The sequence below is a fragment of the Streptomyces sp. NBC_00271 genome (assembly GCF_036178845.1).
Classification (GTDB): domain Bacteria; phylum Actinomycetota; class Actinomycetes; order Streptomycetales; family Streptomycetaceae; genus Streptomyces.
Genome location: NZ_CP108070.1, coordinates 7,959,327 through 7,980,423 on the forward strand (window position 1 = coordinate 7,959,327; position 21,097 = coordinate 7,980,423).

Annotated in this window: 16 protein-coding genes; 12 read left to right on the forward strand and 4 right to left on the reverse strand. The window is 70.4% G+C overall.

All coding sequences use genetic code 11. The features are described from left to right. Window positions 1-68: 68 nt before the first annotated feature. Window positions 69-1,025 carry a LysR family transcriptional regulator gene (locus OG798_RS36245; protein WP_267062898.1) on the reverse strand — a complete coding sequence of 319 codons (957 nt, stop codon included), beginning with the start codon at window positions 1,023-1,025 and terminating at the stop codon, window positions 69-71. A gap of 66 nt (window positions 1,026-1,091) precedes the next feature. Between OG798_RS36245 and OG798_RS36250 the strand changes: the two genes are divergently transcribed. Next, window positions 1,092-2,534: a DHA2 family efflux MFS transporter permease subunit gene (locus tag OG798_RS36250; protein ID WP_121414939.1), complete on the forward strand. Its 1,443-nt coding sequence runs from the start codon at window positions 1,092-1,094 to the stop codon at window positions 2,532-2,534. Between the two features lie 207 nt (window positions 2,535-2,741). Then, window positions 2,742-2,870: a hypothetical protein gene (locus tag OG798_RS36255; RefSeq protein ID WP_095852449.1), complete on the forward strand. Its 129-nt coding sequence runs from the start codon at window positions 2,742-2,744 to the stop codon at window positions 2,868-2,870. A 109-nt stretch (window positions 2,871-2,979) separates the two neighbouring features. Here OG798_RS36255 and OG798_RS36260 read toward each other — a convergent pair whose 3' ends face one another. Then, a complete protein-coding gene (locus tag OG798_RS36260; RefSeq protein WP_328758317.1) occupies window positions 2,980-4,548 on the reverse strand; it encodes a purple acid phosphatase family protein in 1,569 nt (522 codons plus the stop codon). A 142-nt stretch (window positions 4,549-4,690) separates the two neighbouring features. Between OG798_RS36260 and OG798_RS36265 the strand changes: the two genes are divergently transcribed. From OG798_RS36265 to OG798_RS36280, 4 genes are all read left to right on the forward strand, one after another. After that, on the forward strand, window positions 4,691-5,734 hold the full coding sequence (locus OG798_RS36265) for a 3-isopropylmalate dehydrogenase (RefSeq protein WP_054234560.1): 1,044 nt from the start codon (window positions 4,691-4,693) through the stop codon (window positions 5,732-5,734). 265 nt (window positions 5,735-5,999) lie between these two features. Beyond that, window positions 6,000-7,088: a branched-chain amino acid aminotransferase gene (locus OG798_RS36270; RefSeq protein ID WP_121414937.1), complete on the forward strand. Its 1,089-nt coding sequence runs from the start codon at window positions 6,000-6,002 to the stop codon at window positions 7,086-7,088. A 213-nt stretch (window positions 7,089-7,301) separates the two neighbouring features. Continuing rightward, window positions 7,302-8,372: a hypothetical protein gene (locus OG798_RS36275; RefSeq protein ID WP_328758318.1), complete on the forward strand. Its 1,071-nt coding sequence runs from the start codon at window positions 7,302-7,304 to the stop codon at window positions 8,370-8,372. Window positions 8,373-8,536: 164 nt separating this feature from the next. Beyond that, window positions 8,537-9,769, forward strand: coding sequence for a KamA family radical SAM protein (locus tag OG798_RS36280; protein ID WP_267062901.1), 1,233 nt, complete (start codon window positions 8,537-8,539; stop codon window positions 9,767-9,769). Here the strand turns inward: OG798_RS36280 and OG798_RS36285 are convergent. Then, a complete protein-coding gene (locus tag OG798_RS36285; RefSeq protein WP_328758319.1) occupies window positions 9,716-11,149 on the reverse strand; it encodes a cytosine permease in 1,434 nt (477 codons plus the stop codon). The two genes, OG798_RS36280 and OG798_RS36285, sit on opposite strands and share 54 nt — an antisense overlap. 143 nt (window positions 11,150-11,292) lie before the next feature. Between OG798_RS36285 and ureA the strand changes: the two genes are divergently transcribed. The 6 genes from ureA (at window position 11,293) to cimA (ending at window position 18,704) form a co-directional block, all read left to right on the forward strand. Further along, window positions 11,293-12,066: an urease subunit gamma gene (gene ureA / locus OG798_RS36290; protein ID WP_257038241.1), complete on the forward strand. Its 774-nt coding sequence runs from the start codon at window positions 11,293-11,295 to the stop codon at window positions 12,064-12,066. Continuing rightward, window positions 12,063-13,739, forward strand: a complete 1,677-nt coding sequence (locus OG798_RS36295) for an urease subunit alpha (RefSeq protein WP_095852443.1) — start codon at window positions 12,063-12,065, stop codon at window positions 13,737-13,739. The genes ureA and OG798_RS36295 overlap by 4 nt, the downstream gene beginning before the upstream one ends. A gap of 14 nt (window positions 13,740-13,753) precedes the next feature. Then, window positions 13,754-14,791 carry an agmatine deiminase family protein gene (locus OG798_RS36300; RefSeq protein WP_328758320.1) on the forward strand — a complete coding sequence of 346 codons (1,038 nt, stop codon included), beginning with the start codon at window positions 13,754-13,756 and terminating at the stop codon, window positions 14,789-14,791. 80 nt (window positions 14,792-14,871) lie between these two features. Beyond that, the gene (locus OG798_RS36305) at window positions 14,872-15,408 is read left to right on the forward strand and encodes a TetR/AcrR family transcriptional regulator (protein WP_097227439.1); all 537 of its coding nucleotides are present in this window, start codon (window positions 14,872-14,874) and stop codon (window positions 15,406-15,408) included. Between the two features lie 87 nt (window positions 15,409-15,495). Next, complete coding sequence (locus OG798_RS36310) at window positions 15,496-16,815, forward strand: MFS transporter (RefSeq protein WP_121414934.1); 1,320 nt, start codon at window positions 15,496-15,498, stop codon at window positions 16,813-16,815. A 284-nt stretch (window positions 16,816-17,099) separates the two neighbouring features. Continuing rightward, on the forward strand, window positions 17,100-18,704 hold the full coding sequence (gene cimA / locus OG798_RS36315; protein WP_095857756.1) for a citramalate synthase: 1,605 nt from the start codon (window positions 17,100-17,102) through the stop codon (window positions 18,702-18,704). A gap of 254 nt (window positions 18,705-18,958) precedes the next feature. On the opposite strand, the gene OG798_RS36320 is transcribed toward cimA, so the two are convergent. After that, on the reverse strand, window positions 18,959-20,827 hold the full coding sequence (locus OG798_RS36320; RefSeq protein ID WP_121414933.1) for a ricin-type beta-trefoil lectin domain protein: 1,869 nt from the start codon (window positions 20,825-20,827) through the stop codon (window positions 18,959-18,961). Window positions 20,828-21,097 lie beyond the last annotated feature (270 nt).

Below are 21,097 nucleotides of genomic sequence, written 5' to 3' on the forward strand. Positions count from 1 at the left end.
TCCGATGATTGTGAGAGTGAAGGTGCGCAATGAGCCTGTCAAGGCGTCCGACGGCATTAGAGATAGGATCAATTTTCGGCGGCGCGCCCGACCTCCTCCGCCACCCGCGCCAGTGCCCCCCGCAGCCACCGGTGCGCCGGATCCGTGTCCAGTCGTACGTGCCATGCCTGGCCCGACGAGAACCCCGGCAGGTCCAGCGGAACCTCCAGCACCGCCAGCGGCATCCAGCGCGCCGCCTCCCTCGCGACCTCCGCCGGGACGAGCGCCAGGGCGTCGGTGCGCAGGACGAAGAAGCAGGCCGCGCCGTAGGTGGGGGCCGTCGCCAGGACGTCGCGGCGCAGGCCGAGCCCGGCGAGGTGTTCGTCCACCACGCTGTGCGTCCGGCCGCGCCGTGTCACCGTGATGTGCGCCAGCGCGGCGAACCGCTCCGGCGTCAGCGGCTCGCCCGCGAACTCCGCGCCGGCCCGCGCCACCGCCACCATCCGGTGTTCCTGCAGCGTCGAGGCGCGCACGTCGTGCGGCAGCGGGTCCGGCAACTCGCCCACGTCCAGGTCGACATGGGTGCGCAGATCCGCCGGGTCCTCCTCGCCCTCGGGCAGCAGCCGCAGCCGTACGCCGGGTGCCTCCCGGGCCACCAGTTCCAGCAGCGGGGCGCCGAGGGACAGGGCGGCCCCGTCGTTGGCGCGGATTCTGAACTCCCTTCGCACGGAGGAGAGTTCGACATCGGCCGGTGGTCGCAGCGCCGCCACCGCGCCCGCCAGCGCGGCCTGCACCTGAGGCTGCATCTCCCGCGCGCGGGGCGTCAGGGTCAGCCCCCGCCCCGACGGGACGAGGAGCGGGTCGCCGACCACCCGGCGCAGCCGGCCCAGGGTGCGGCTCATCGCCGAGGGGGAGACGTTCAGTTCGGCCGCCGCCCCCGCCACGCTGCCCGCGCGCAGCAGGGCGTCGAGGGCGGGCAGGAGGTTCATGTCGGGGAGGGGAGCGGTCAGCCCGGACCCGGACGACGCATGCGCTGAATGCTGCATGGGACGCAAGGCTACGTGAAGCAATCGGACCTTGTGTGCAGCAATGGGCGCCCCGAACCTGGACCCATGACGGATTCTCACCCGCGCGGCACCGCGACCGCGCTCCTCGTCGCGGGCTGCTTCTTCATGGAGATGCTCGACGGCACGATCGTGTCGACCGCTGCTCCACAGATAGCCCGGGACCTGCACACCGCCCCCACGTCCGTGGGCCTGGTCATCACCGCCTACCTGGTCACCCTCGCCGTCCTCATCCCCCTCTCCGGCTGGCTCACCGCCCGCTTCGGCCCACGCCGGGTCTTCCTCACCGCGATCACGGTCTTCACCCTCGCCTCCCTGGCCTGCGCGTTCGCCCCGAACCTCGGCGTGCTCGTCGGCACCCGTGTGCTGCAGGGCGTCGGCGGCGCCATGATGGTGCCGGTCGGCCGGCTGGTCGTCCTGACCGGCACCGCCAAGCGGGAACTGCCGCGCATGGTCGCGTACATCGTGTGGCCCGGCCTCGTCGCCCCGGTGCTCGCGCCCCTGCTCGGGGGCCTGATCACCACGTACGCCTCCTGGCACTGGATCTTCCTGCTGAACGTGCCCCTCGGCGCGGTCGCCCTGCTCGTCGCGCGCCGCCTGATCGCGCCGGCCCCGCGGGACGAGACACCCCCGCTGGATCTCGTCGGCACCCTGCTCACCTGTACCGGTCTGGCCGCCCTGACCTGGACCGCGCACCTGCTCTCCGCCCCGACCGGAGGTGCTCCGGCGCGGACGGTGGCGGCCGGCGCGATCGCCGCCGTGGCGCTCACCGCGGCCGTACGGCATCTGCTGCGCACCCCGCACCCGCTGGTCAACCTGCGCACCCTGGACGTCCAGTCCTTCCGCGCGTCGGCGCTCGACGGCTCGCTCTACATGGCGGTCGTCGCCGCCCTGCCCTTCCTCCTTCCGCTGCTCTTCCAGGAGGTGTTCGGCTGGAGCGCGGTGAAGTCGGGCGCGGTGGTGCTGTTCGTCTTCGTCGGGAACATCGGGGTCAAGCCCGCGACCACGTATCTGATCAACCGCTTCGGCTTCCGTCCGCTGCTGATCGTCTCCACGCTCGGGCTCGCGGTCACCACCGCGGCCTGCGCGCTGTTCACGCGGGGGACGCCGGTCGCGGTGATCGCGGTCGTCGCGGTGCTCTCCGGTGTCGCCCGTTCGGTCGGTCTCAGCGGCTACGCGACCATCGCCTTCAGCGAGACCCCGCCGGAGCGGCTGCGCGACGCCAACGCCCTCTTCGCGACCTCCCACCAACTGGCCGCGGGGCTGGGCGTGGCCGTCACCGCCCTCGCGCTGCGCGGGGGCGCGGCGCTCACGGACGGGACGCGCTCGGCGTATGCCGTCGCGTTCGTGGTGCTCGGCGTGCTGTGCCTCGTCGCGACGGCGGGCGCCCTGCGGCTGCACCCGGCGGCGGGCGATGCCGCGCGCACTGTTGTCCCAGCTCAGGGCCGTGTGACCCAATCCACCGTCTCAGATAGTAGGAAGTCCGAGTAACTGTGGAGACAGATGCCCCTTCCTCGCTTAGTTTTGTAGGAGCCGAACGTCTCGCTAGACCAAGCGAATGGCGGTCGTGAGCCGGAGCCCCTGGCAGGCAACCCCTGCGGCACCGCTCCCCCGCCCCCGGCGTCTCGTATCCCTCCCTCATCGCACTTCCGGTGGTCCGTTCAGGGCCGCTTTCCGGAGGCAAGGAGTCGATTCATCATGGCCGAGACGACCGTCCGCCGAGTCCGCCACGTGTCCCGCAGCAGCGAGTCCGACCGCAAGAACGCGGCCGCCGCCCTCCAGCGCGCCCTCGACCGCAGGGACAACGGCGGCGAGACGGGTCACTGACCCGCCCGCACCACACCACCCTCATACCGGGAGCCGCACCCGCACGGGGTGCGGCGCGGGGGTTCACGCCCCGCGCCGCACCTCGGAGTGCTCAGCCGCCGCCGTGTGCTCAGTGACCGCGCCGCACCTCGAAGTGGTCGATGCGCCTGCCGCTCTCCGCGAGCGCCGACACCTTGAGCCGGGGCGTCGTGCCCGCCTCCGCCTCCACCGAGAGGAAGGAGAAGCCGGCGTACCGCACCCGGGACCACTCCACCGTCTCCCGCTGCTGGTCCTGCGACTTGGTCCAGTGGAAGCTGCTCACGGACTCGTGGCGGCCGACGTGCCCCTCGTAGCTGTCCTTCACGCCCGACGGGAAGCCGTACAGATCCTTGCCGCCGCCGCCCGCGGTGACGTAGACGATCCCGTCCCGCGTCGGGTCCGTCGAGCCGCCCACCGGCACCGCACGGCCCACCGCACCCATCTTGACGGCGTCCGTCCGCTCGTACACGTGGTTGTGCCCGTTGATCACCAGATCCACCTGGTGCTTGGCGAACAGCGGCAGCCACGCCGCGCGCACCCCGCCGTCGGAGGCGTGCGCGGATGTCGAATAGGCGCAGTGGTGGAAGAAGACCACGATGAAGTCCACCGCCGCCGAGGAGCGCAGCTCGCCCAGCTTCCTGTCCAGCCACTTCGTCTGCTTCCCGCCCGTGTAGCCCTGGTTGGCGGGAATCTCGTACGACACGTCGTTCGCGTCCAGTGCCACGACGCCGACGTTGCCGTACGTGAAGGAGTAGACGCTCGGTGCCGTCCGCGGGTCGAAGCCGCTGTCCGGGAGGGAGAAGCGGGCCGCCTGGCCGCCGTAGCCGTCCGGCGAGTACCAGGCCTCCATGTCGTGGTTGCCGGTCGTCACCATCCACGGCACCGACTTCGCCACCGGCTCGGTCTGCTTGAGGAACAGGTCCCAGTACCCGGGGTCGAACCCGTCCGACGTCTTGCCGCGCCCGGTCCCGTCCGCGTAGCAGATGTCACCCGCGTGGAGGTGGAAGGCGGGCTTCTGGCGCAGCAGCACCTTGTCGTTGGCGAGCGCGGCCGAGCTGACGCCCTGGTCACCGAAGGCGGTGAACGCGAACTTCTCCGGGTTCGCGGGTGCCGTGCGGAAGGAGCCGACGGTCGACCTGTGCGCCGGTGAGGCCGGGTCGAAGCCGTCGTGGCCGACGCCGTAGTAGTACGTCGTGCCGGGCCGCAGACCGTCCAGGGCCGCGTGCACGTAGTACTGGTCCAGTGCCAGCCGCACGCCCGTGACCCCCGGCGTGTGCAGGGCGCGGACCTCGGCCCCGACCTTCAGGCTCAGCTGTCCGGGATGCGTGCCCACCCGCAGATACGGCCTGCGGACCGCGAGCGGCACCTGCCAGGAGACCCGCATCTGGGTCTTCGGGTCGGCGCCGAAGGCGAGGTGGCGGCCGAAGGGGGTGACGACGGAACCGTGCACCTGCCCGGTGACGCTCGTGCTCGGGGCGGAGCCGCGCGTCACCGTCCCCGACGGGGACGAGCAGCCGGCCAGCAGCCCGCCGCCCGCGAACGCACCCGCCGACACCAGGGCGCGGCGCCGCGTGAGCTTCGTACGCAGGTACTCGTACTGCTCCGCCATGCTCATCCGGCTCGCGAGCTGCCGCGGAATGCCCAAGTCGGGAATGTCCATGCTGGTGAACTTCCCAGCACGTCCCAACGCCCGCCATACGTACGGGTGAACGCGCGTCGACGAAACGGTTTGCGACACCCCGAGGATGTCCGGATGGCGGACACCTCGTGTCATTCCATGGGACACGGAGTACGGTGCCTTCATGTCTCGCAGCATCAATCTCGCAGTGATCCCCGGTGACGGCATCGGCCAGGAGGTCGTGGCCCAGGGGCTGAAGGTGCTCTCCGCCGTCCTTCCGCAGGATGTGAAGCTGGAGACCAAGGAGTTCGACTTCGGGGCCAAGCGCTACCACGCCACCGGTGAGACCCTCACCGAGGCCGACCTCGACGCCCTCAAGCAGCACGACGCGATCCTGCTCGGCGCGATCGGTGACCCCTCGGTCCCGTCGGGCGTCCTGGAGCGCGGCTTCCTGCTCAAGCTCCGCTTCGCCTTCGACCACCACGTCAACCTGCGTCCGTCGAAGCTCCTTCCGGGTGTCGCCACCCCGCTGGCCGGCCAGCCGGAGATCGACTTCGTCGTGGTCCGCGAGGGTACCGAGGGCCCGTACACGGGCAACGGCGGCACGATCCGCAAGGGCACCGAGCACGAGGTCGCCACCGAGGTCTCCGTCAACACGGCCTTCGGTGTCGAGCGTGTCGTCCGTGACGCCTTCGCCCGCGCCCAGGCCCGCCCGCGCAAGAAGCTCACGCTGGTCCACAAGAACAACGTGCTGACCTTCGCGGGTCACCTCTGGACGAACGTCTTCAACAAGGTGGCCGAGGAGTTCCCCGAGGTCACTACGGACTACATCCACGTGGACGCGGCGACGATCTACCTCGTCACGGACCCCGCGCGCTTCGACGTGATCGTCACCGACAACCTCTTCGGCGACATCATCACCGACCTCGCCGCGGCCGTCTCCGGCGGCATCGGCGTCGCCGCGAGCGGGAACATCAACCCCTCCGGCGAGTTCCCCTCGATGTTCGAGCCCGTGCACGGCTCGGCGCCCGACATCGCGGGCCAGGGCAAGGCCGACCCCAGTGCCACCGTCCTGTCCGTCGCCCTCCTGCTGCGCCACCTCGGCTACGAGGCCGAGGCCGCCCGCATCGAGGACGCCGTCTCGGCCGACCTCGCCGAGCGCGTGGGCAAGCCCGCCCGCAGCACCGAGGAAATCGGCGACGCGCTCGCCGTACGAGTAGCCGGCTGACCCGCCGCGCCACTTACCTTTCGTAGGAGCCGCCGGGTCGCATCCGCACCCGGCGGCTTTTCCTATGCCCTCGCCGGGTGCCACCATCAACAACCCCTGGGCAACCCCTGGGCCGTGTTCACCCCGTTTCGTCCAAGGCTTCGCGCGCGCGATAATCGAACGCGGAGCCGCGGGAATGAGGGAATGCTCGGACGTCCTAGTACTGGCCACTGGCAGTACAGGCGTGAGCGCGGCCCGTCACACACAACCGGTGAAGGACAACCACATGACGACGCCCACGATCGAGCTCAAGCCCTCTTCGCAGCCCCGCTCCGCGGCGGAGCGCGAGGCGATCCTCGCCAACCCCGGGTTCGGCCGCCACTTCACCGACCACATGGTGACGATCAAGTGGACCGAGGGCCGCGGCTGGCACGACGGCCAGCTCGTCCCGTACGGCCCGCTCTCCCTCGACCCCGCGAACATGACCCTGCACTACGCGCAGGAGATCTTCGAGGGCCTCAAGGCCTACCGCCAGCCCGACGGCTCCGTCGCCACCTTCCGCCCGGACAAGAACGCCCGGCGCTTCCAGGCCTCCGCCCGTCGGCTCGGCATGCCGGAGCTGCCCGTGGAGACGTTCATCGAGGCCTGTGACGTGCTGGTCCAGCAGGACTGCGCCTGGGTCCCGGCGCACGGCGGCGAAGAATCCCTCTACCTGCGCCCGTTCATGATCGCGACCGAGGTCGGCCTGGGTGTGAAGCCCGCCAACGAGTACCTCTTCCTGGTCATCGCCTCCCCGGCCGGCGCCTACTTCCCCGGCGGCGTCAAGCCCGTCTCCATCTGGGTCTCCGAGGACCACGTCCGCGCCGTCCCCGGCGGCATGGGCGACGCCAAGACCGGCGGCAACTACGCGGCCTCCCTCCTCGCCCAGGCCGAGGCCGCCGAGCAGGGCTGCGCCCAGGTCTGCTACCTCGACGCGGTCGAGCACAAGTGGATCGAGGAGCTCGGCGGCATGAACCTGTACTTCGTGTACGGGGACAGGATCATCACCCCCTCCCTCACCGGCTCCATCCTGGAGGGCGTCACCCGCGACTCCCTCCTCACCGTCGCCCGCGACCTCGGCTACACCTCCGAGGAGGGCCGCGTCTCCATCGACCAGTGGCAGCGCGACGCGGAGAACGGCAGCCTGACGGAGGTCTTCGCCTGCGGCACGGCCGCGGTCATCACCCCCGTCGGCACGGTCAAGCGCACCGGCACCGAGTGGCAGCAGTCCGGCGGCGAGCCCGGCGAGGTCACCATGAAGCTGCGCGAGGCGCTCCTCGACATCCAGCGCGGCACCAGCGAGGACAAGCACGGCTGGATGCACCCGCTGGGTTAGGACGACCCTCGCGACCCTCGCGCCCGGCACGCCCCGCGCGCCCGTCGGTCCACGGCAACCCACGACTCCCGCCGGTCCCTCTCTCCCCAACAGGAGTGCGGGGACCGGCGGTTCGTTCGACGCGTAGCGGCTCCGCGACACGGGTATCCACAGATTCCACGGGGGGAGCGTGCCGCCCTCCTGTGTGCCCGCACGGCCACGGAGGGAGCGCAGGTGAGCGCAGGGTCGCCGATACCACGACTGCGCTGGCTGCTGCGCACCTTACGCACCCCACGTCGCCCCCAGAGCCTCACCGTCCTCGTCCTGCTCGCCGCCGTCGCAGCCCTCCTCCTGTGGAGCAGCTCGCGGATGGACAACTACGAGGAGAACCTCACCCTCAACCTCGGCACCGACATCGTCGGCGTCGTCGTCACCGTCTTCGTGATCGGCCCGCTGATCAGCCGCGCCCAGGAGGGCCGGGTCCGCGAACACACTCGGCTGGACTACGAGTGGTTCAGCGCCCAGGTCTACGGCTCGACCTCGAACGTGAAGGTCCTCGACACCTTCTCCAACGTGTTCGGCCCGCAGTTCTCCGAGCGCCTCTTCCGCGGCATCAAGGCGGCCACCGAGCACGGCGCCCGCGTGCAGATCCTCCTCCTCGACCCCGACTCCCTCGCGGTCATCCTGCGCGGCCGTGAACTGGGCGAGCAGAGCGCCGACATCCGCCGCGACATCATGCGCAACCTGCGCACGCTGGACCGGTTCGCGCTCCGGCTCGACGAGAACTCCCGTCAGCTCCTCGAAGTGCGCCTCTGCTCCACCTCGCCCGGTGTGACCCTCTACCGCTGGGACGAGCGCTCCCTGGTCTCCTTCCTGACCGTCGGGCGTCTCTCCGGCGAGGGAGTCCAGCTGGAGGTCGCCGTCCACTCCCCGCTCGGCACCTTCGTCGAACAACGCTTCGACGAACTGTGGCAGCAGAGCAAGCCGATGGAGCGATTCACCCATCTGCCGCTGACCCTGGTCGACGCGACCGACGGCCGCCGGGCGTTCAGCTGTCGCTTCGTCTACGTGGACGACTGCCTGTACGTTGCCGGACACGACCTCGTGTCGTACATGGCCCGCCACCGCCTCGACCAACTCTCCGCCTACAGCGAGGCCTTGACCGCCGCCGGCGCGCACGAGCTGATCGTCGTGGACGACGAGAGCGAGCTGCACGGGCTGCTCATGCAGCGCTTCGCGGAGAAGTACGATGCGTCGGCGGGCGCCTTTGTCGAGTTGCGGCCGTTGGTCCTGGTCAGGGAATAGAGGCCGCGGCACACATGAGTTCAGCGCTCCACCCCGCTCAGCCCGCGAGACCCGGCTCCGCGCACCTGAGCCTCCGGTCTCCGGACACCAGCTCCCGGTCTTCGCACCCGAGCCCCCGCTTTCGCGCCTTCACGCCCCGTGACCTGGACGGCCTGCTGAGGCGCGTGTCCCTGCCGCCCGCCGAGCGACTCGCCCTGCGGGCCGTGGCGGCCGTCCTGCCGTTCCGTACGAACTCCTACGTGGTCGACGAGTTGATCGACTGGTCGGCCGTGCCCGACGACCCGATCTTCCGGCTGACGTTCCCGCAGGCCGAGATGCTGCCCGAGCCCGACCTCAAGCAGATGGCGGAACTGCTGGCGCGGGACGCCCCGAAGGCCGACGTGCTGCGCGCGGCCCACGAGATCCGGATGAAGCTCAACCCGCATCCCTCCGGCCAGCTCGACGCCAACGTCCCCGTGCACGAGGGGCGGCGCCTCACCGGCCTCCAGCACAAGTACCCGGAGACGGTGCTGATCTTCCCGCGCCAGGGCCAGACCTGCCACGCCTACTGCACGTACTGCTTCCGCTGGCCCCAGTTCGTCGGCGAGTCCGACCTGCGCATCGCCACCGACGACATCGCCACCACATCCGCCTATCTGCGCGCCCACCCGGAGGTCACCAGCGCGCTCATCACGGGCGGCGACCCGATGGTGATGAGCACCGAGGTGCTGCGCCGCTACGTCGAACCGCTCCTGGAGATCGAGTCGGTCCAGTCGATCCGCATCGGCACCAAGTCGCTCGCCTTCTGGCCGTACCGTTTCCTCACCGACCGCGACGCCGACGACGTGCTGCGCCTGTTCGAGAAGGTCGTCGCGAGCGGCCGCCACCTCGCGCTGATGGCCCACTTCACCCATCCCCAGGAGCTTGGGCCCCCGGTGGTGCGGGAGGCGATGCGCCGGGTGCGTGACACGGGTGCCGTGATCCGCTGCCAGGGGCCGCTGGTCAGGGGCATCAACGACCGTGCCGAGGCGTGGGCCGCGCTGTGGAACGAGACGACCGCGCTGGGGGCGGTGCCGTACTACCAGTTCGTGGAGCGGGACACCGGCCCGCAGGGCTACTTCGGGGTGCCGCTCGCCCGGAGTCACCAGATCTTCCGTGACGCCTACGCCCAGGTGTCCGGACTCGCGCGGACCGTGCGCGGCCCGGTCATGTCGGCGATGCCGGGCAAGGTGTGCGTGGACGGGATCACGGAGGTGGCTGGTGAGAAGGTCTTCGTGCTCCACCTCATCCAGGCTCGCGACCCGGAGCTGGTGGGCCGCCCGTTCTTCGCCGCGTACGACGAGAACGCCACCTGGTTCAGCGACCTAAAGCCCGCTTTCGGCGCGAGCCAGTTCCTGCCCGGCCTCGACCCGGTGTGACGCCCGCTTCGGTGGGAGGGCCACATAGGCGAGGCCGCCGACCAGGCCCGACAGGACGAAGCTGCAGTCCACTCCACCGGTGAGGGACAGCAGCGGTCCCTGGTACGACGGGAGGGAGACGGCCAGGAGGCCGGCGAACGCGCCCAGCGCCCAGGAGACCGTCGCCTGGACGTTCCAGCCGGCGCGGTACCAGTAGATCCCGCCCCGGGAGCGGCGGTTGAAGACCTGGAGGGCGTCCGGGTCGTAGATTCCGCGGCAGCGGGCGAAGCCGATGAGGGTGATGACCGCCCACGGGGTGCCGATGGCGGTCAGGAGAAGGACGAAGGACGTCATCGCGGACTGCGCGTTCCAGGCGTAGTGGCCGACGAAGACACAGACGGTGGCGACGACGGCGACCGTGAGGGTGGCCCGGGCGCGCGAGGCCTTCGGCAGGATCGCGTCCAGGTCCAGGCCCATGGAGTACAGCATCAGGCCCGCGTTGCCGACCGACCCCGCGGAGGCGGCGAGCAGCAGCGGGACCAGGTACCAGGTGGGGGAGGCGGAGACCAGCGGCCCCGCGTAGTCGAGGGCCGCGCGGGCGGCGTACGCCGTGAAGGTGCCGAAGAGCTGCGGGACCAGCAGCCCGGCGATCAGGCCCAGCCAGGTGGCGTGCAGAACCGTACGGGAGGAGTGCCGGGACGGGGAGATGTAGCGCGTGTAGTCGCCGAGCAGGGTGATGAACGCGATCGGTCCTGACAGGCCCGCCGCGATCGCCGCCAGCAGCCAGGTCGGCCAGAACGAGCCCAGCAGATAGCCGCCGGTCTCCGGGAGCGCGGCGGTGGTGAAGTGCGGCGCGTAGGCGAGCACACCGAGCGCGAGGAGCGCGGTCATGCCGACCGCGAGGACCCGGGACATCGCGAGCAGCACGCGGTAGCCGTACACCGCGCCCGCGACGGTGGCGGCGGCGAGGACGGCGTACACGGCGGCGTACGACAGCCCGTTCGCCGGCAGCCCGAACAGGCGGCCGAGCACGCTCACCATCACATCGCCGCCGATCCAGACGGTCAGCGCGGTGTAGCCGAGGGCGAGCAGCAGCCCGACGACCGAGCCGACCAGGCGCCCGCGCACGCCGAACTGGGCGCCGGAGGAGGTGGAGAGGTTCGTCGCCGTGCGCAGGGAGACCAGCGCGAGCGGCGCGGTGAGCGCCGTGCCGATCACCGTGCCCGCCACGATCGCGCTCACCGACGACCACCAGTCGAGCCCGAAGGAGGGTGGCAGCCAGCCGAAGATGATCACGCCCAGACAGAGGTTCGACCCCAGCAGGATCGAGACGAGGTCCCCCGGCCCGCTGGTCCGTTCCTCGTCGGGGATGGTGTCGACTCCGCGCTGTTCGATCGGCATGGCTGGTCTCCTTCGACGGCCGCCTGAGAGTTAGAGCGACGTTCAATGTCTGTGACCGAATACCGGATGTCAATGTTTCCTTTCCATGAATCTCGCGTTTAGAGTGGTGCTCTAAATCGAGGAAGGCAAGGAGGTGCCCGGACATGAGACTGACCCCCACGGAACGTGACCGGCTGCTGCTCTTCGGGGCCGCCGAGCTGGCCCGTGCCCGCCGGGCCCGGGGCCTCAGGCTGAACGTTCCCGAGGCGACCGCCCTCATCGCGGACACCGTGTGCGAGGCGGCCCGGGACGGGCGTCGGCTCGCCGAGGCGATCGCGGCGGCCCGGGCGGTGCTCGGCCCGGACGACGTCCTGCCGGGCGTCGCCGACGTCGTCACCGAGGTGCACGTCGAGGCCGTCTTCGACGACGGGTCCCGGCTCGCGGTCGTCAGCGACCCCCTCGGGGGCGGGCTGGGGGAGCGGGCGCCGGGCGCGCTGCTGCCGGGGCCGGCGCACGCCGAGCCCGCCGCGGTCGTCCGGCTGACGGTCACCAACACCGCGACCGTGCCCGTCTCCGTCACCTCGCACTTCCACTTCTTCGAGACCAACCCGCGGCTCGACTTCCCGCGGGCGGCGGCCTACGGGATGCGGCTCGCGGTCCCCGCCGGGTCCTCCGTGCGCTTCGGGCCGGGGGAGAGCATCGAGGTCGGGCTGCTGCCCATCGGCGGTGAGCGGATCGCCATCGGCTTCGCGGGACTGGTCGACGGGCCCCTGGACGCGCCCGGGGCCAGGGAAGAGGCCCTGCGCAGGGCCGCCGCCTGCGGATACCTCGGAGCCGGGGATGCCGGGGACGCCGAGGGTGCCGAAGACGGCGGGGACGCCGGAGACGGTGGGGACTCCGGGGAGACCGGGGAAATTCAGGGAGCTGAGCCGCGATGAATCCTTACGAGTACGCAGCCACCCACGGCCCCCGCGCCGGCGACCGCGTCCGCCTCGGTGACTCAGGGCTGACCATCCGCGTCGAGTCCGACGCCCAGCGCTACGGCGACGAGTTCCTCGCCGGCTTCGGCAAGACCGCCCGCGACGGACTGCACCTCAAGGCCGCCGCCGTCCGCGAGACCTGCGACGTCGTCATCAGCAACGTCGTGGTGATCGACGCGGCCCAGGGGATCCGCAAGGTCTCCATCGGCATCCGCGAGGGGCGGATCTGCTCGATCGGGCGGGCCGGGAACCCCGACACCCTCGACGGGGTCGACGTGGTGGTGGGTACGGGGACGTCGATCGTCTCGGGCGAGGGACTGATCGCCACCGCCGGAGCCGTCGACACCCATGTGCACCTGCTGTCGCCGCGCATCATGGAGGCCTCGCTCGCCTCCGGCGTCACCACGATCATCGGCCAGGAGTTCGGGCCGGTGTGGGGCGTCGGAGTCAACTCGCCCTGGGCGCTGCGCCACGCCTTCAACGCCTTCGACGCCTGGCCGGTCAACATCGGCTTCCTGGGCCGGGGTTCGTCCTCTGACGCCGCCCCCCTCGTCGAGGCCCTGGCCGAGGGCGGCGCGAGCGGCTTCAAGGTGCACGAGGACATGGGCGCCCACACCCGCGCCCTCGACACCGCGCTGCGCGTCGCTGAGGAGCACGACGTCCAGGTCGCCCTGCACAGCGACGGGCTGAACGAATGCCTGTCGGTCGAGGACACCCTGCGCGTCCTCGAAGGCCGGACCATCCACGCCTTCCACATCGAGGGCTGCGGCGGCGGTCACGTGCCGAACGTCCTGAAGATGGCGGGGGTCCCGAACGTCATCGGCTCGTCCACCAACCCCACCCTGCCTTTCGGCCGGGACGCGGTCGCCGAGCACTACGGCATGATCGTCTCCGTCCACGACCTGAAGACCGACCTGCCCGGCGACGCGGCCATGGCCCGCGACCGGATCCGCGCCGGGACCATGGGCGCCGAGGACGTGCTGCACGACCTGGGCGCGATCGGGATCACCTCCTCGGACGCGCAAGGCATGGGACGCGCGGGCGAGACCGTACGCCGCACCTTCGCGATGGCCGGAAAGATGAAGGCCGAGCGCGGCGCCCCGGCGGACGTGGACCACGACAACGAGCGCGTCCTGCGCTACATGGCCAAGCTCACCATCAACCCGGCCATCGCGCACGGGCTCGCCCACGAGGTCGGCTCGATCGAGGTCGGCAAGCTCGCCGACATCGTCCTGTGGCGCCCGGAGTTCTTCGGCGCCAAGCCGCAACTCGTCCTCAAGTCCGGCTTCCCGGCGTACGGCGTCGTCGGCGACCCGAACGCCGCCACCGACACCTGCGAACCCCTCGTCCTGGGACCGCAGTTCGGGGCGCACGGCGCGACGCCCGCCGAGATCTCGGTCGCCTTCGTCGCCCAGGCCGCGCTCGACCAGGGCAACGACCTCATGCCGACGCGCCGGCGCCGGGTCGCCGTGCGCGGCACCCGCGGGATCGGCCCCGCCGACCTGCGCCTCAACTCCCGTACCGGATCCGTCGACGTCGACCAGCGCACCGGCCTGGTCACCCTCGACGGCGACCCGCTGCGCTCCGAGCCCGCCGATTCGGTCTCCCTCAACCGCCTCTACTTCCTGTGATGAAGGTGCACGTCATGACCCCTGCCGCCGACGGTTTCCGGATGCCCGCCGAGTGGACCCCGCACGAGCGCACCTGGATGGCGTGGCCGGGCCCCAACCCCACCTTCGACAACCCCGGCGACCTCGCCGAGGCGCGCGAGGCCTGGGCGGCGGTGGCGCGCGCGATCCGCCGGTTCGAACCGGTGACGGTCGTGTGCGGGCCGGGCCAGTCGCAGGCGGCCCGGGCGCTGTTCGGCCCGGACGTCGACACCGTCGAACGCGAACTCGACGACGCCTGGATGCGTGACATCGGCCCCACCTTCCTCACCAACGGGAAGGGCGAACTGGCCGCCGTGGACTGGACGTTCAACGGCTGGGGCGAGCAGGACTGGGCCCGCTGGGAGCACGACGCCAAGATCGGCGCGTATGTCGCGGACCTCGCGGGGGCGAAGACGTACGCCTCGAAGCTGGTCAACGAGGGCGGTGCGATCCACGTCGACGGCGAGGGAACCGTGCTCCTGACCGAGACCGTGCAGCTCGGCGCCGAGCGCAACCCCGACTGGACGCGCGAGCAGGTGGAGGCGGAGATCCACGCCCACCTGGGCACCCGCAAGGCGATCTGGCTGCCGCGCGGGCTGACCGGCGACTACCCCCCGTACGGCTTCGGCACGCTCGGCCATGTCGACATCGTGGCCGCCTTCGCCCGCCCCGGAGTCGTGGTCGCGCACTCCCAGCCGGACCCGGCGCACCCCGACCACGAGGTGACCAAGGAGGTCATCGGCCTGCTCAAGGCCGCGACCGACGCGCGCGGGCGCCGCCTGGAGGTCGTCGAGGTCCAGGCCCCGACGATCCTGGAGGCCGACGGTCACTGGGCCGACTACTCCTACATCAACCACTACCTCTGCAACGGCGGCGTGGTCCTGTGCGGCTTCGACGACCCGCGCGACGAGCTCGCGGCCGGCATCTTCCGACGGCTCTTCCCCGAGCGGACGGTGACACTGGTGGACGCACGTACGATCTTTGCCGGAGGCGGTGGCATCCACTGCATCACCCAGCAGCAGCCGAGGATCTGAACCAGGAGTCGCACGTGGCAGGGGACAGCACGCCGCGGAGGAAGAACGCGCCTCCGCGCGAGGACGTGCTGGCCGCCGCCATGGACATGATCGCCGAGCGTGGTCTGGAGAAGCTCACCATGGCGGCGCTCGGCCGCGAGGTCGGCATGAGCAGCGGTCATCTCCTCTACTACTTCCACTCCAAGGACGAGCTGCTGTTGCAGACCCTGGAGTGGAGCGAGGGGCGGCTCGGCGCCGAGCGCGGCCGGTTGCTCGCCGCCCGGGGCACCGCCCGTGAGCGGCTCGACGCGTACGTCGACCTGTACGTCCCCGACGGCCACCGCGACCCGCACTGGACGCTCTGGCTGGAGGTCTGGAACCGCTCGCAGAACGCCGACGACGCCGCCCGCGAGCGGCAGGTCGCCATCGAGGGCGCCTGGCACCGCGACCTGGTCGCGCTGATCGCCGAGGGTGTCTCGCGCGGCGAGTTCCGGCCCGTCGACCCGGACCGCTGCGCCGCCCGGCTGCGGGCCCTGCTCGACGGCTTCTCCATCCATGTGGCGATCGGACTGCGCGGCACGGACAGAGAGCGGATCCTGCGCCACGTAAGGGAGTTTCTGGACGAATCCCTGAGCTGACCGTCACTCGGCCGAACGTGATGAACGCAATGAACAAAACGTGAGGCGCCCTTGTCTCGGCAGTGATCAGCGGGCACGTTACGGCTCATGGCACTCACGGGACGAGAGCACTGGAAGAAGATCTGGGTCGGCTCGGCGGGCAACATGGTGGAGTGGTTCGACTGGTTCGTGTACGCGAGCTTCGCCACCTACTTCGCCGGAGCCTTCTTCCCCGACGACAACCCCACCGCCCAGCTCATGAACACCGCGGGCATCTTCGCGGTCGGCTTCTTCATGCGCCCGGTCGGCGGCTGGCTGCTCGGCCGGATCGCCGACCGCAGAGGCCGCAAGACCGCCCTGACGCTGACCGTCACCCTGATGTCGCTGTCGGCGCTCCTCATCGCCTTCGCACCGACCTACGCGGTGGCGGGCTACGGCGGCGCCGTCGTCCTGCTCGTCGCCCGCCTGCTGCAAGGGCTCTCGGTGGGCGGCGAGTACGCGGCCAGCGCCACCTACCTCACCGAGGCCTCCGCCCCCGAGCGGCGCGGATTCGCCTCCAGCTTCCAGTACGTGTCGATGACCGCAGGGCAGATCCTCGGCCTCGGCCTGCAGATCATCCTCCAGCGCACCCTGTCCGACGACGCGCTGCACAGCTGGGGCTGGCGCATCCCCTTCATCGTGGGCGCGCTCGGCGCCGCCGTCGTCTTCTATCTGCGGCGCACGATGCTGGAGACCGAGGTGTACGAGGAGGCCGCGTCCGGCGAGGAGCGGGGCACGATGCGCGCGCTGTGGCAGCACCGGAGGGAGGCCTTCCTGGTCATCGCGCTCACGATGGGCGGCACGGTCGCCTACTACACGTACACCACCTACCTGACGAAGTACCTCTCCAACTCGGCGGGCCTGCCCAAGGAGACCGCGACCCTCGTCTCCTTCACCGCGCTGATCGTCTTCGCCTGTCTCCAGCCGCTCGCGGGACGCCTCTCCGACCGTGTCGGTCGCCGGCCGCTGCTCATCACCTTCGCGGTGGGCTCGACGCTGCTGACGGTCCCGATCATGACGATGCTGGGGCACGTGGGCAGCTTCTGGCCCGCCCTCGGCCTGGCCCTGCTGGCCCTGGTGGTGGTCACCGGCTACACCTCCATCAACGCCTGTGTGAAGGCGGAGCTGTTCCCGACCGGCGTCCGCGCGCTGGGTGTCGCCCTCCCGTACGCCATCGCCAACGCCCTCTTCGGCGGTACGGCCGAATACGTCGCCCTGTGGTTCAAGGACGCGGGCATCGAGTCCGGCTTCTCCTGGTACGTGGCGGGGTGCGCGGCGGTGTCGCTGGTGGTCTACGTCACCATGCGGGAGACCCGCGACCTGGATCTCAACCGGGTCGGCACCGGCCGGGAACCCTCCTCGGAGCCCAAGGCGCGGCTCGCATCCTGAGACAACCCGTGAGCACGGGGGCGGTATGTGCCAGACTGCCCCCGTGCTCTCGTTCGCCATGATTATTGGCAGCAGGCGCGCCGGTCCGCAGTGACCGCCACGTACCACCACGTACGGGCGGACATCGTCGTCCTCGACCCGCGCGCAGACCTCTCGCACCCGCGAGAGGTTTTTCGTTTTCCTGGCCCACCTCAAGCCGGGAAGGGAGCGCGAGGGATCATTGGAGGACGGTGGAGCCGGTCATTCCGGTACAGACCGAGATCCAACATCAGGAGCCGAACACCATGACCGAAACCAGCGAGCTCGACGATTCTTTCCACGTCTTCGACACGACCCTGCGCGACGGCGCGCAGCGTGAGGGCATCAACCTCACCGTGGCGGACAAGCTGGCCATCGCACGGCACCTGGACGACTTCGGCGTGGGCTTCATCGAGGGCGGCTGGCCCGGCGCCAACCCGCGCGACACCGAGTTCTTCGCCCGCGCCCAGCAGGAGATCGACTTCAAGCACGCCGAGCTGGTCGCGTTCGGCGCCACCCGCCGCGCGGGCGGCAAGGCGAGCGAGGACCCGCAGGTCAAGGCCCTTCTCGACTCCGGCGCCCAGGTGATCACCCTGGTCGCCAAGTCCCACGACCGCCACGTCGAACTCGCACTGCGCACCACCCTCGACGAAAACCTGGAGATGGTCCGCGACACGGTCTCCCACCTGTGCGCGCAAGGCCGCCGGGTCTTCGTCGACTGCGAGCACTTCTTCGACGGCTACCGCGCGAACCCCGAGTACGCGAAGGCGGTCGTCCGCGCGGCCTGGGAGGCGGGCGCCGACGTCGTCATCCTCTGCGACACCAACGGCGGCATGCTCCCCGCCCAGGTCCAGGCGGTCGTCGCCACGGTCCTCGCCGACACCGGCGCCCGGCTCGGCATGCACGCGCAGGACGACACGGGTTGCGCGGTCGCCAACACCCTGGCCGCCGTCGACGCGGGCGCGACCCACGTCCAGTGCACCGCGAACGGCTACGGCGAACGGGTCGGCAACTCGAACCTGTTCCCGGTCGTGGCCGCCCTGGAACTGAAGTACGGCAAGAAGGTCCTCCCCGACGGCGCCCTGCGCGAGATGACCCGCATCTCGCACGCGATCGCCGAGGTCGTCAACCTCACCCCCTCCACGCACCAGCCGTACGTCGGCGTCTCGGCCTTCGCCCACAAGGCGGGCCTGCACGCTTCCGCGATCAAGGTCGACCCGGATCTCTACCAGCACATCGACCCCGAGCAGGTCGGCAACACCATGCGGATGCTGGTCTCCGACATGGCGGGCCGCGCGTCGATCGAGCTCAAGGGCAAGGAACTCGGCATCGACCTCGGCGACGACCGCGAGCTGGTGGGCCGCGTCGTGGAGCGCGTCAAGGAACGCGAACTCAAGGGCTACACGTACGAGGCGGCGGACGCCTCCTTCGAACTCCTGCTTCGCGAGGAGGCGGAGGGACGGGCCCGCACGTACTTCCAGGTCGAGTCCTGGCGCGCGATCGTCGAGGACCGTCCCGACGGCACCCACGCCAACGAAGCCACCGTCAAACTCTTCGCCAAGGGCGAGCGCATCGTCGCCACGGCGGAGGGCAACGGTCCGGTGAACGCCCTCGACCGCGCCCTGCGGGTCGCCCTCGAAAAGATCTACCCCCAGCTCGCCAAGCTGGAGCTCGTGGACTACAAGGTCCGCATCCTCGAAGGCAAGCACGGCACCCAGTCCACCACCCGCGTCCTCATCTCCACGTCCGACGGCGCGGGGGAGTGGTCCACGGTGGGCGTGGCGGAGAACGTGATCGCGGCGTCCTGGCAGGCACTGGAGGACGCGTACACGTACGGCCTGCTGCGCGCAGGCGTAGAACCGGCGGAGTAGCCGCCCGCGCCCGCTCAGCTCCCCGCCCACCCGATTCGTTTGTCTGCGGGTGGGCGGGGGCTGGTCGCGCAGTTCCCCGCGCCCCTGAGGCGGCGCTGCGCGCATCTTTCAGCCCGTCCGGCGTTTGAGGACGAGCCCTTCGGGCGATGCGGGGGTCCAGGGGGCGCAGCGCCCCTGACGGGGTTGAAGGGGCGGAGCCCCCGGGGGATGGGACGGGTAGGGGCGGCGGGGGCGAGAAAAGAGGGCGAGCCCCGTCAGCGCAGCGCCCACTTCTGGTTGGCCGCCCCCGTGCAGGACCAGATCTGCGCCCGAGCCCCATTCACCCCCGAATTGCCCGTCACATCCAGACACTTACCCGCCGCCGAATTGACCACGTCACCCGTCGCCCCGTTGTACGACCACCGCTGCGCCCCCGTTCCATTGCAGTCGTAGAGCTGCACCTTCGCCCCATCAGCCGTGGACGCCGACGTGACGTCGAGGCACTTGCCCAGCGCCTGGACCGACCCGTCCCCCGCCACAGTCCACCGCTGCGCGTCCGAGCCATTGCAGTCGTACAACTGAACCGCCGTACCGTTCGCCGACGACCCCCCGGCCACATCAAGGCACTTGCCCGCGAGCCCCACGAACGCCCCGGTCTGTCCACCCCCACCGGCCTGCGTCCCGGCCCAGGTGAACGTCGCGGACGTCTTCCCCGGCAGCGAGTACGTCGCGTGCTGCGAGCCCCAGTTGATGGTCACGGTCTTCGCGGACGAGGAGTCGTTGTAGGCGATCAGCGCCTTGGAACCGTCAGGATTGCGCCACGCCACGTTCGGCACGGACGCACTCGCCGTAGAGGCCACCCGCTGCGCCCCCGGCCGCACGAACTTCGTCAACTGCCCCATCGTGTAGTACTCGATCGTGTAGTCGACCTGCCCACTTGCCCCGTCCCCGTTGTGGACGGTGATCAGCCCGGAGCACGTCCCGCACCCCCCGTTGTGTGGCCCCCGGTTCTGATCGACGGCCAGCGACCACTTCGTCACCGACTTCGCCCAGTTCCGCGTGTAGTCGACGATGTTGAGCATGTCCTCGCGCTGCTGGTTGGCGATCCAGGTGCCACCGGAGTGCTCGGTCCCGAAGGCGTCCACCCCCGGGTACTGGTTGTGCACGCTCGTCTGTTTGCCCACGTCCCCGCCGTACCCGTGCCAGGCGATCCCCCCGAAGTTCGGATGCGCGCGCACGGCCGCGTCGTCGACGGTCTGGGCGGCGTACGAGTCGTACACGTCCCAGTTCCAGTCGTGCGCCAGCACCTTCGTGGACAGCCCCGCGGCCTGCAGCTTCGGCAGCAGCTCACTCTTCGTGAAGTACGCGAGCCCCGACGCGTTCCAGCTCATCGACGGATACCCCGAGCAGCACGTCGGCTCGTTCTGCGCGGTGACGTAGGAGACCGGCACCCCCTGGTCCCGGTACGCCTGGAGGTACTTGACGAAGTACGAGGCGTACGCCCCGTAGTCCTCCGACTTCAGCCAGCCCCCGTTGAGCTGCCCGCTGTCCTTCATCCAGGCGGGCGCCGTCCACGGCGAGGCCATCACGGTCAGCGAGGGGTTCAGCTGGAGCGCCTGCCTGGTCAGCGGCACCACGTCGGCCAGATCGTGCGCGATCGAGAACGACGAGAGGGACGGATCGCTCTGCCCGGCCGGCACGTCGTCGTACGTGTACCCGTACCGGGCGAGGTCGGACGCGCCCATCGGATTGCGCAGGAACGAGAGCCCGATGCCCTCGGTCGGCGAGAACAGCTTGCGCATCGTCGCGTCCCGGGTGGCCGCCGACAGCGCCCCGCTGCTGTTCATCAGCCAGGCCGCGGTGTCGGTGAAGGACGCGCCGCCGCCCGTGAAGGTCTGGTAGCGGGTGTTCTCGTCGACGGTGATGTTCTCGCCGCTGCCACCGGTACCGGACTGGAAGGCGAACGGCGTCTGGGCCTGCAGCCCGCGTACGACATGGCGTCCGCCGTCGTCGTCCGTCGTGGTCAGCCAGGCCGTGACGGGTTCGCCCGCGGCGTGCGCGGGCGCCGCCGTGACGGCGGTCAGTCCGGCGGTGGTGAGCAGTCCGGCGAGAAGAAAACGGACCGCCCGAGTGGATCTCCTCATGACGCGTCGCCCTTCTGGGTGTGGGGGAGGGGGCGTGCGAGCCGTGAGTAAATGACGGCTTCGGGCCCACGTCAAGGGGTCTCGCGTTCAGAGCGTGAAAGAACAACTGCCCTGATCCGGCCGCACATTGCCCGTGTACCGGTTCTGACGTGAAGTCTTGACGGCCTCCCGGGACGCCAGTTAACTCACGCCGTGATCTAAGTCGTAAGAGACCAACCGGAAGAGACGCCGCCCGGCATCCAGTCAGGCGTCCAGCCCGGCATTCAGTCA

Bases quoted from the DNA above. Each gene is read 5' to 3' on its own strand.
- OG798_RS36245 (WP_267062898.1), bottom strand. From the start codon at position 1,025: ATGCAGCATTCAGCGCATGCGTCGTCCGGGTCCGGGCTGACCGCTCCC.
- OG798_RS36250 (WP_121414939.1), top strand. From the start codon at position 1,092: ATGACGGATTCTCACCCGCGCGGCACCGCGACCGCGCTCCTCGTCGCG.
- OG798_RS36255 (WP_095852449.1), top strand. From the start codon at position 2,742: ATGGCCGAGACGACCGTCCGCCGAGTCCGCCACGTGTCCCGCAGCAGC.
- OG798_RS36260 (WP_328758317.1), bottom strand. From the start codon at position 4,548: ATGGACATTCCCGACTTGGGCATTCCGCGGCAGCTCGCGAGCCGGATG.
- OG798_RS36265 (WP_054234560.1), top strand. From the start codon at position 4,691: ATGTCTCGCAGCATCAATCTCGCAGTGATCCCCGGTGACGGCATCGGC.
- OG798_RS36270 (WP_121414937.1), top strand. From the start codon at position 6,000: ATGACGACGCCCACGATCGAGCTCAAGCCCTCTTCGCAGCCCCGCTCC.
- OG798_RS36285 (WP_328758319.1), bottom strand. From the start codon at position 11,149: ATGCCGATCGAACAGCGCGGAGTCGACACCATCCCCGACGAGGAACGG.
- ureA (WP_257038241.1), top strand. From the start codon at position 11,293: ATGAGACTGACCCCCACGGAACGTGACCGGCTGCTGCTCTTCGGGGCC.
- OG798_RS36295 (WP_095852443.1), top strand. From the start codon at position 12,063: ATGAATCCTTACGAGTACGCAGCCACCCACGGCCCCCGCGCCGGCGAC.
- OG798_RS36300 (WP_328758320.1), top strand. From the start codon at position 13,754: ATGACCCCTGCCGCCGACGGTTTCCGGATGCCCGCCGAGTGGACCCCG.
- OG798_RS36305 (WP_097227439.1), top strand. From the start codon at position 14,872: ATGGACATGATCGCCGAGCGTGGTCTGGAGAAGCTCACCATGGCGGCG.
- OG798_RS36310 (WP_121414934.1), top strand. From the start codon at position 15,496: ATGGCACTCACGGGACGAGAGCACTGGAAGAAGATCTGGGTCGGCTCG.
- cimA (WP_095857756.1), top strand. From the start codon at position 17,100: ATGACCGAAACCAGCGAGCTCGACGATTCTTTCCACGTCTTCGACACG.
- OG798_RS36320 (WP_121414933.1), bottom strand. From the start codon at position 20,827: ATGAGGAGATCCACTCGGGCGGTCCGTTTTCTTCTCGCCGGACTGCTC.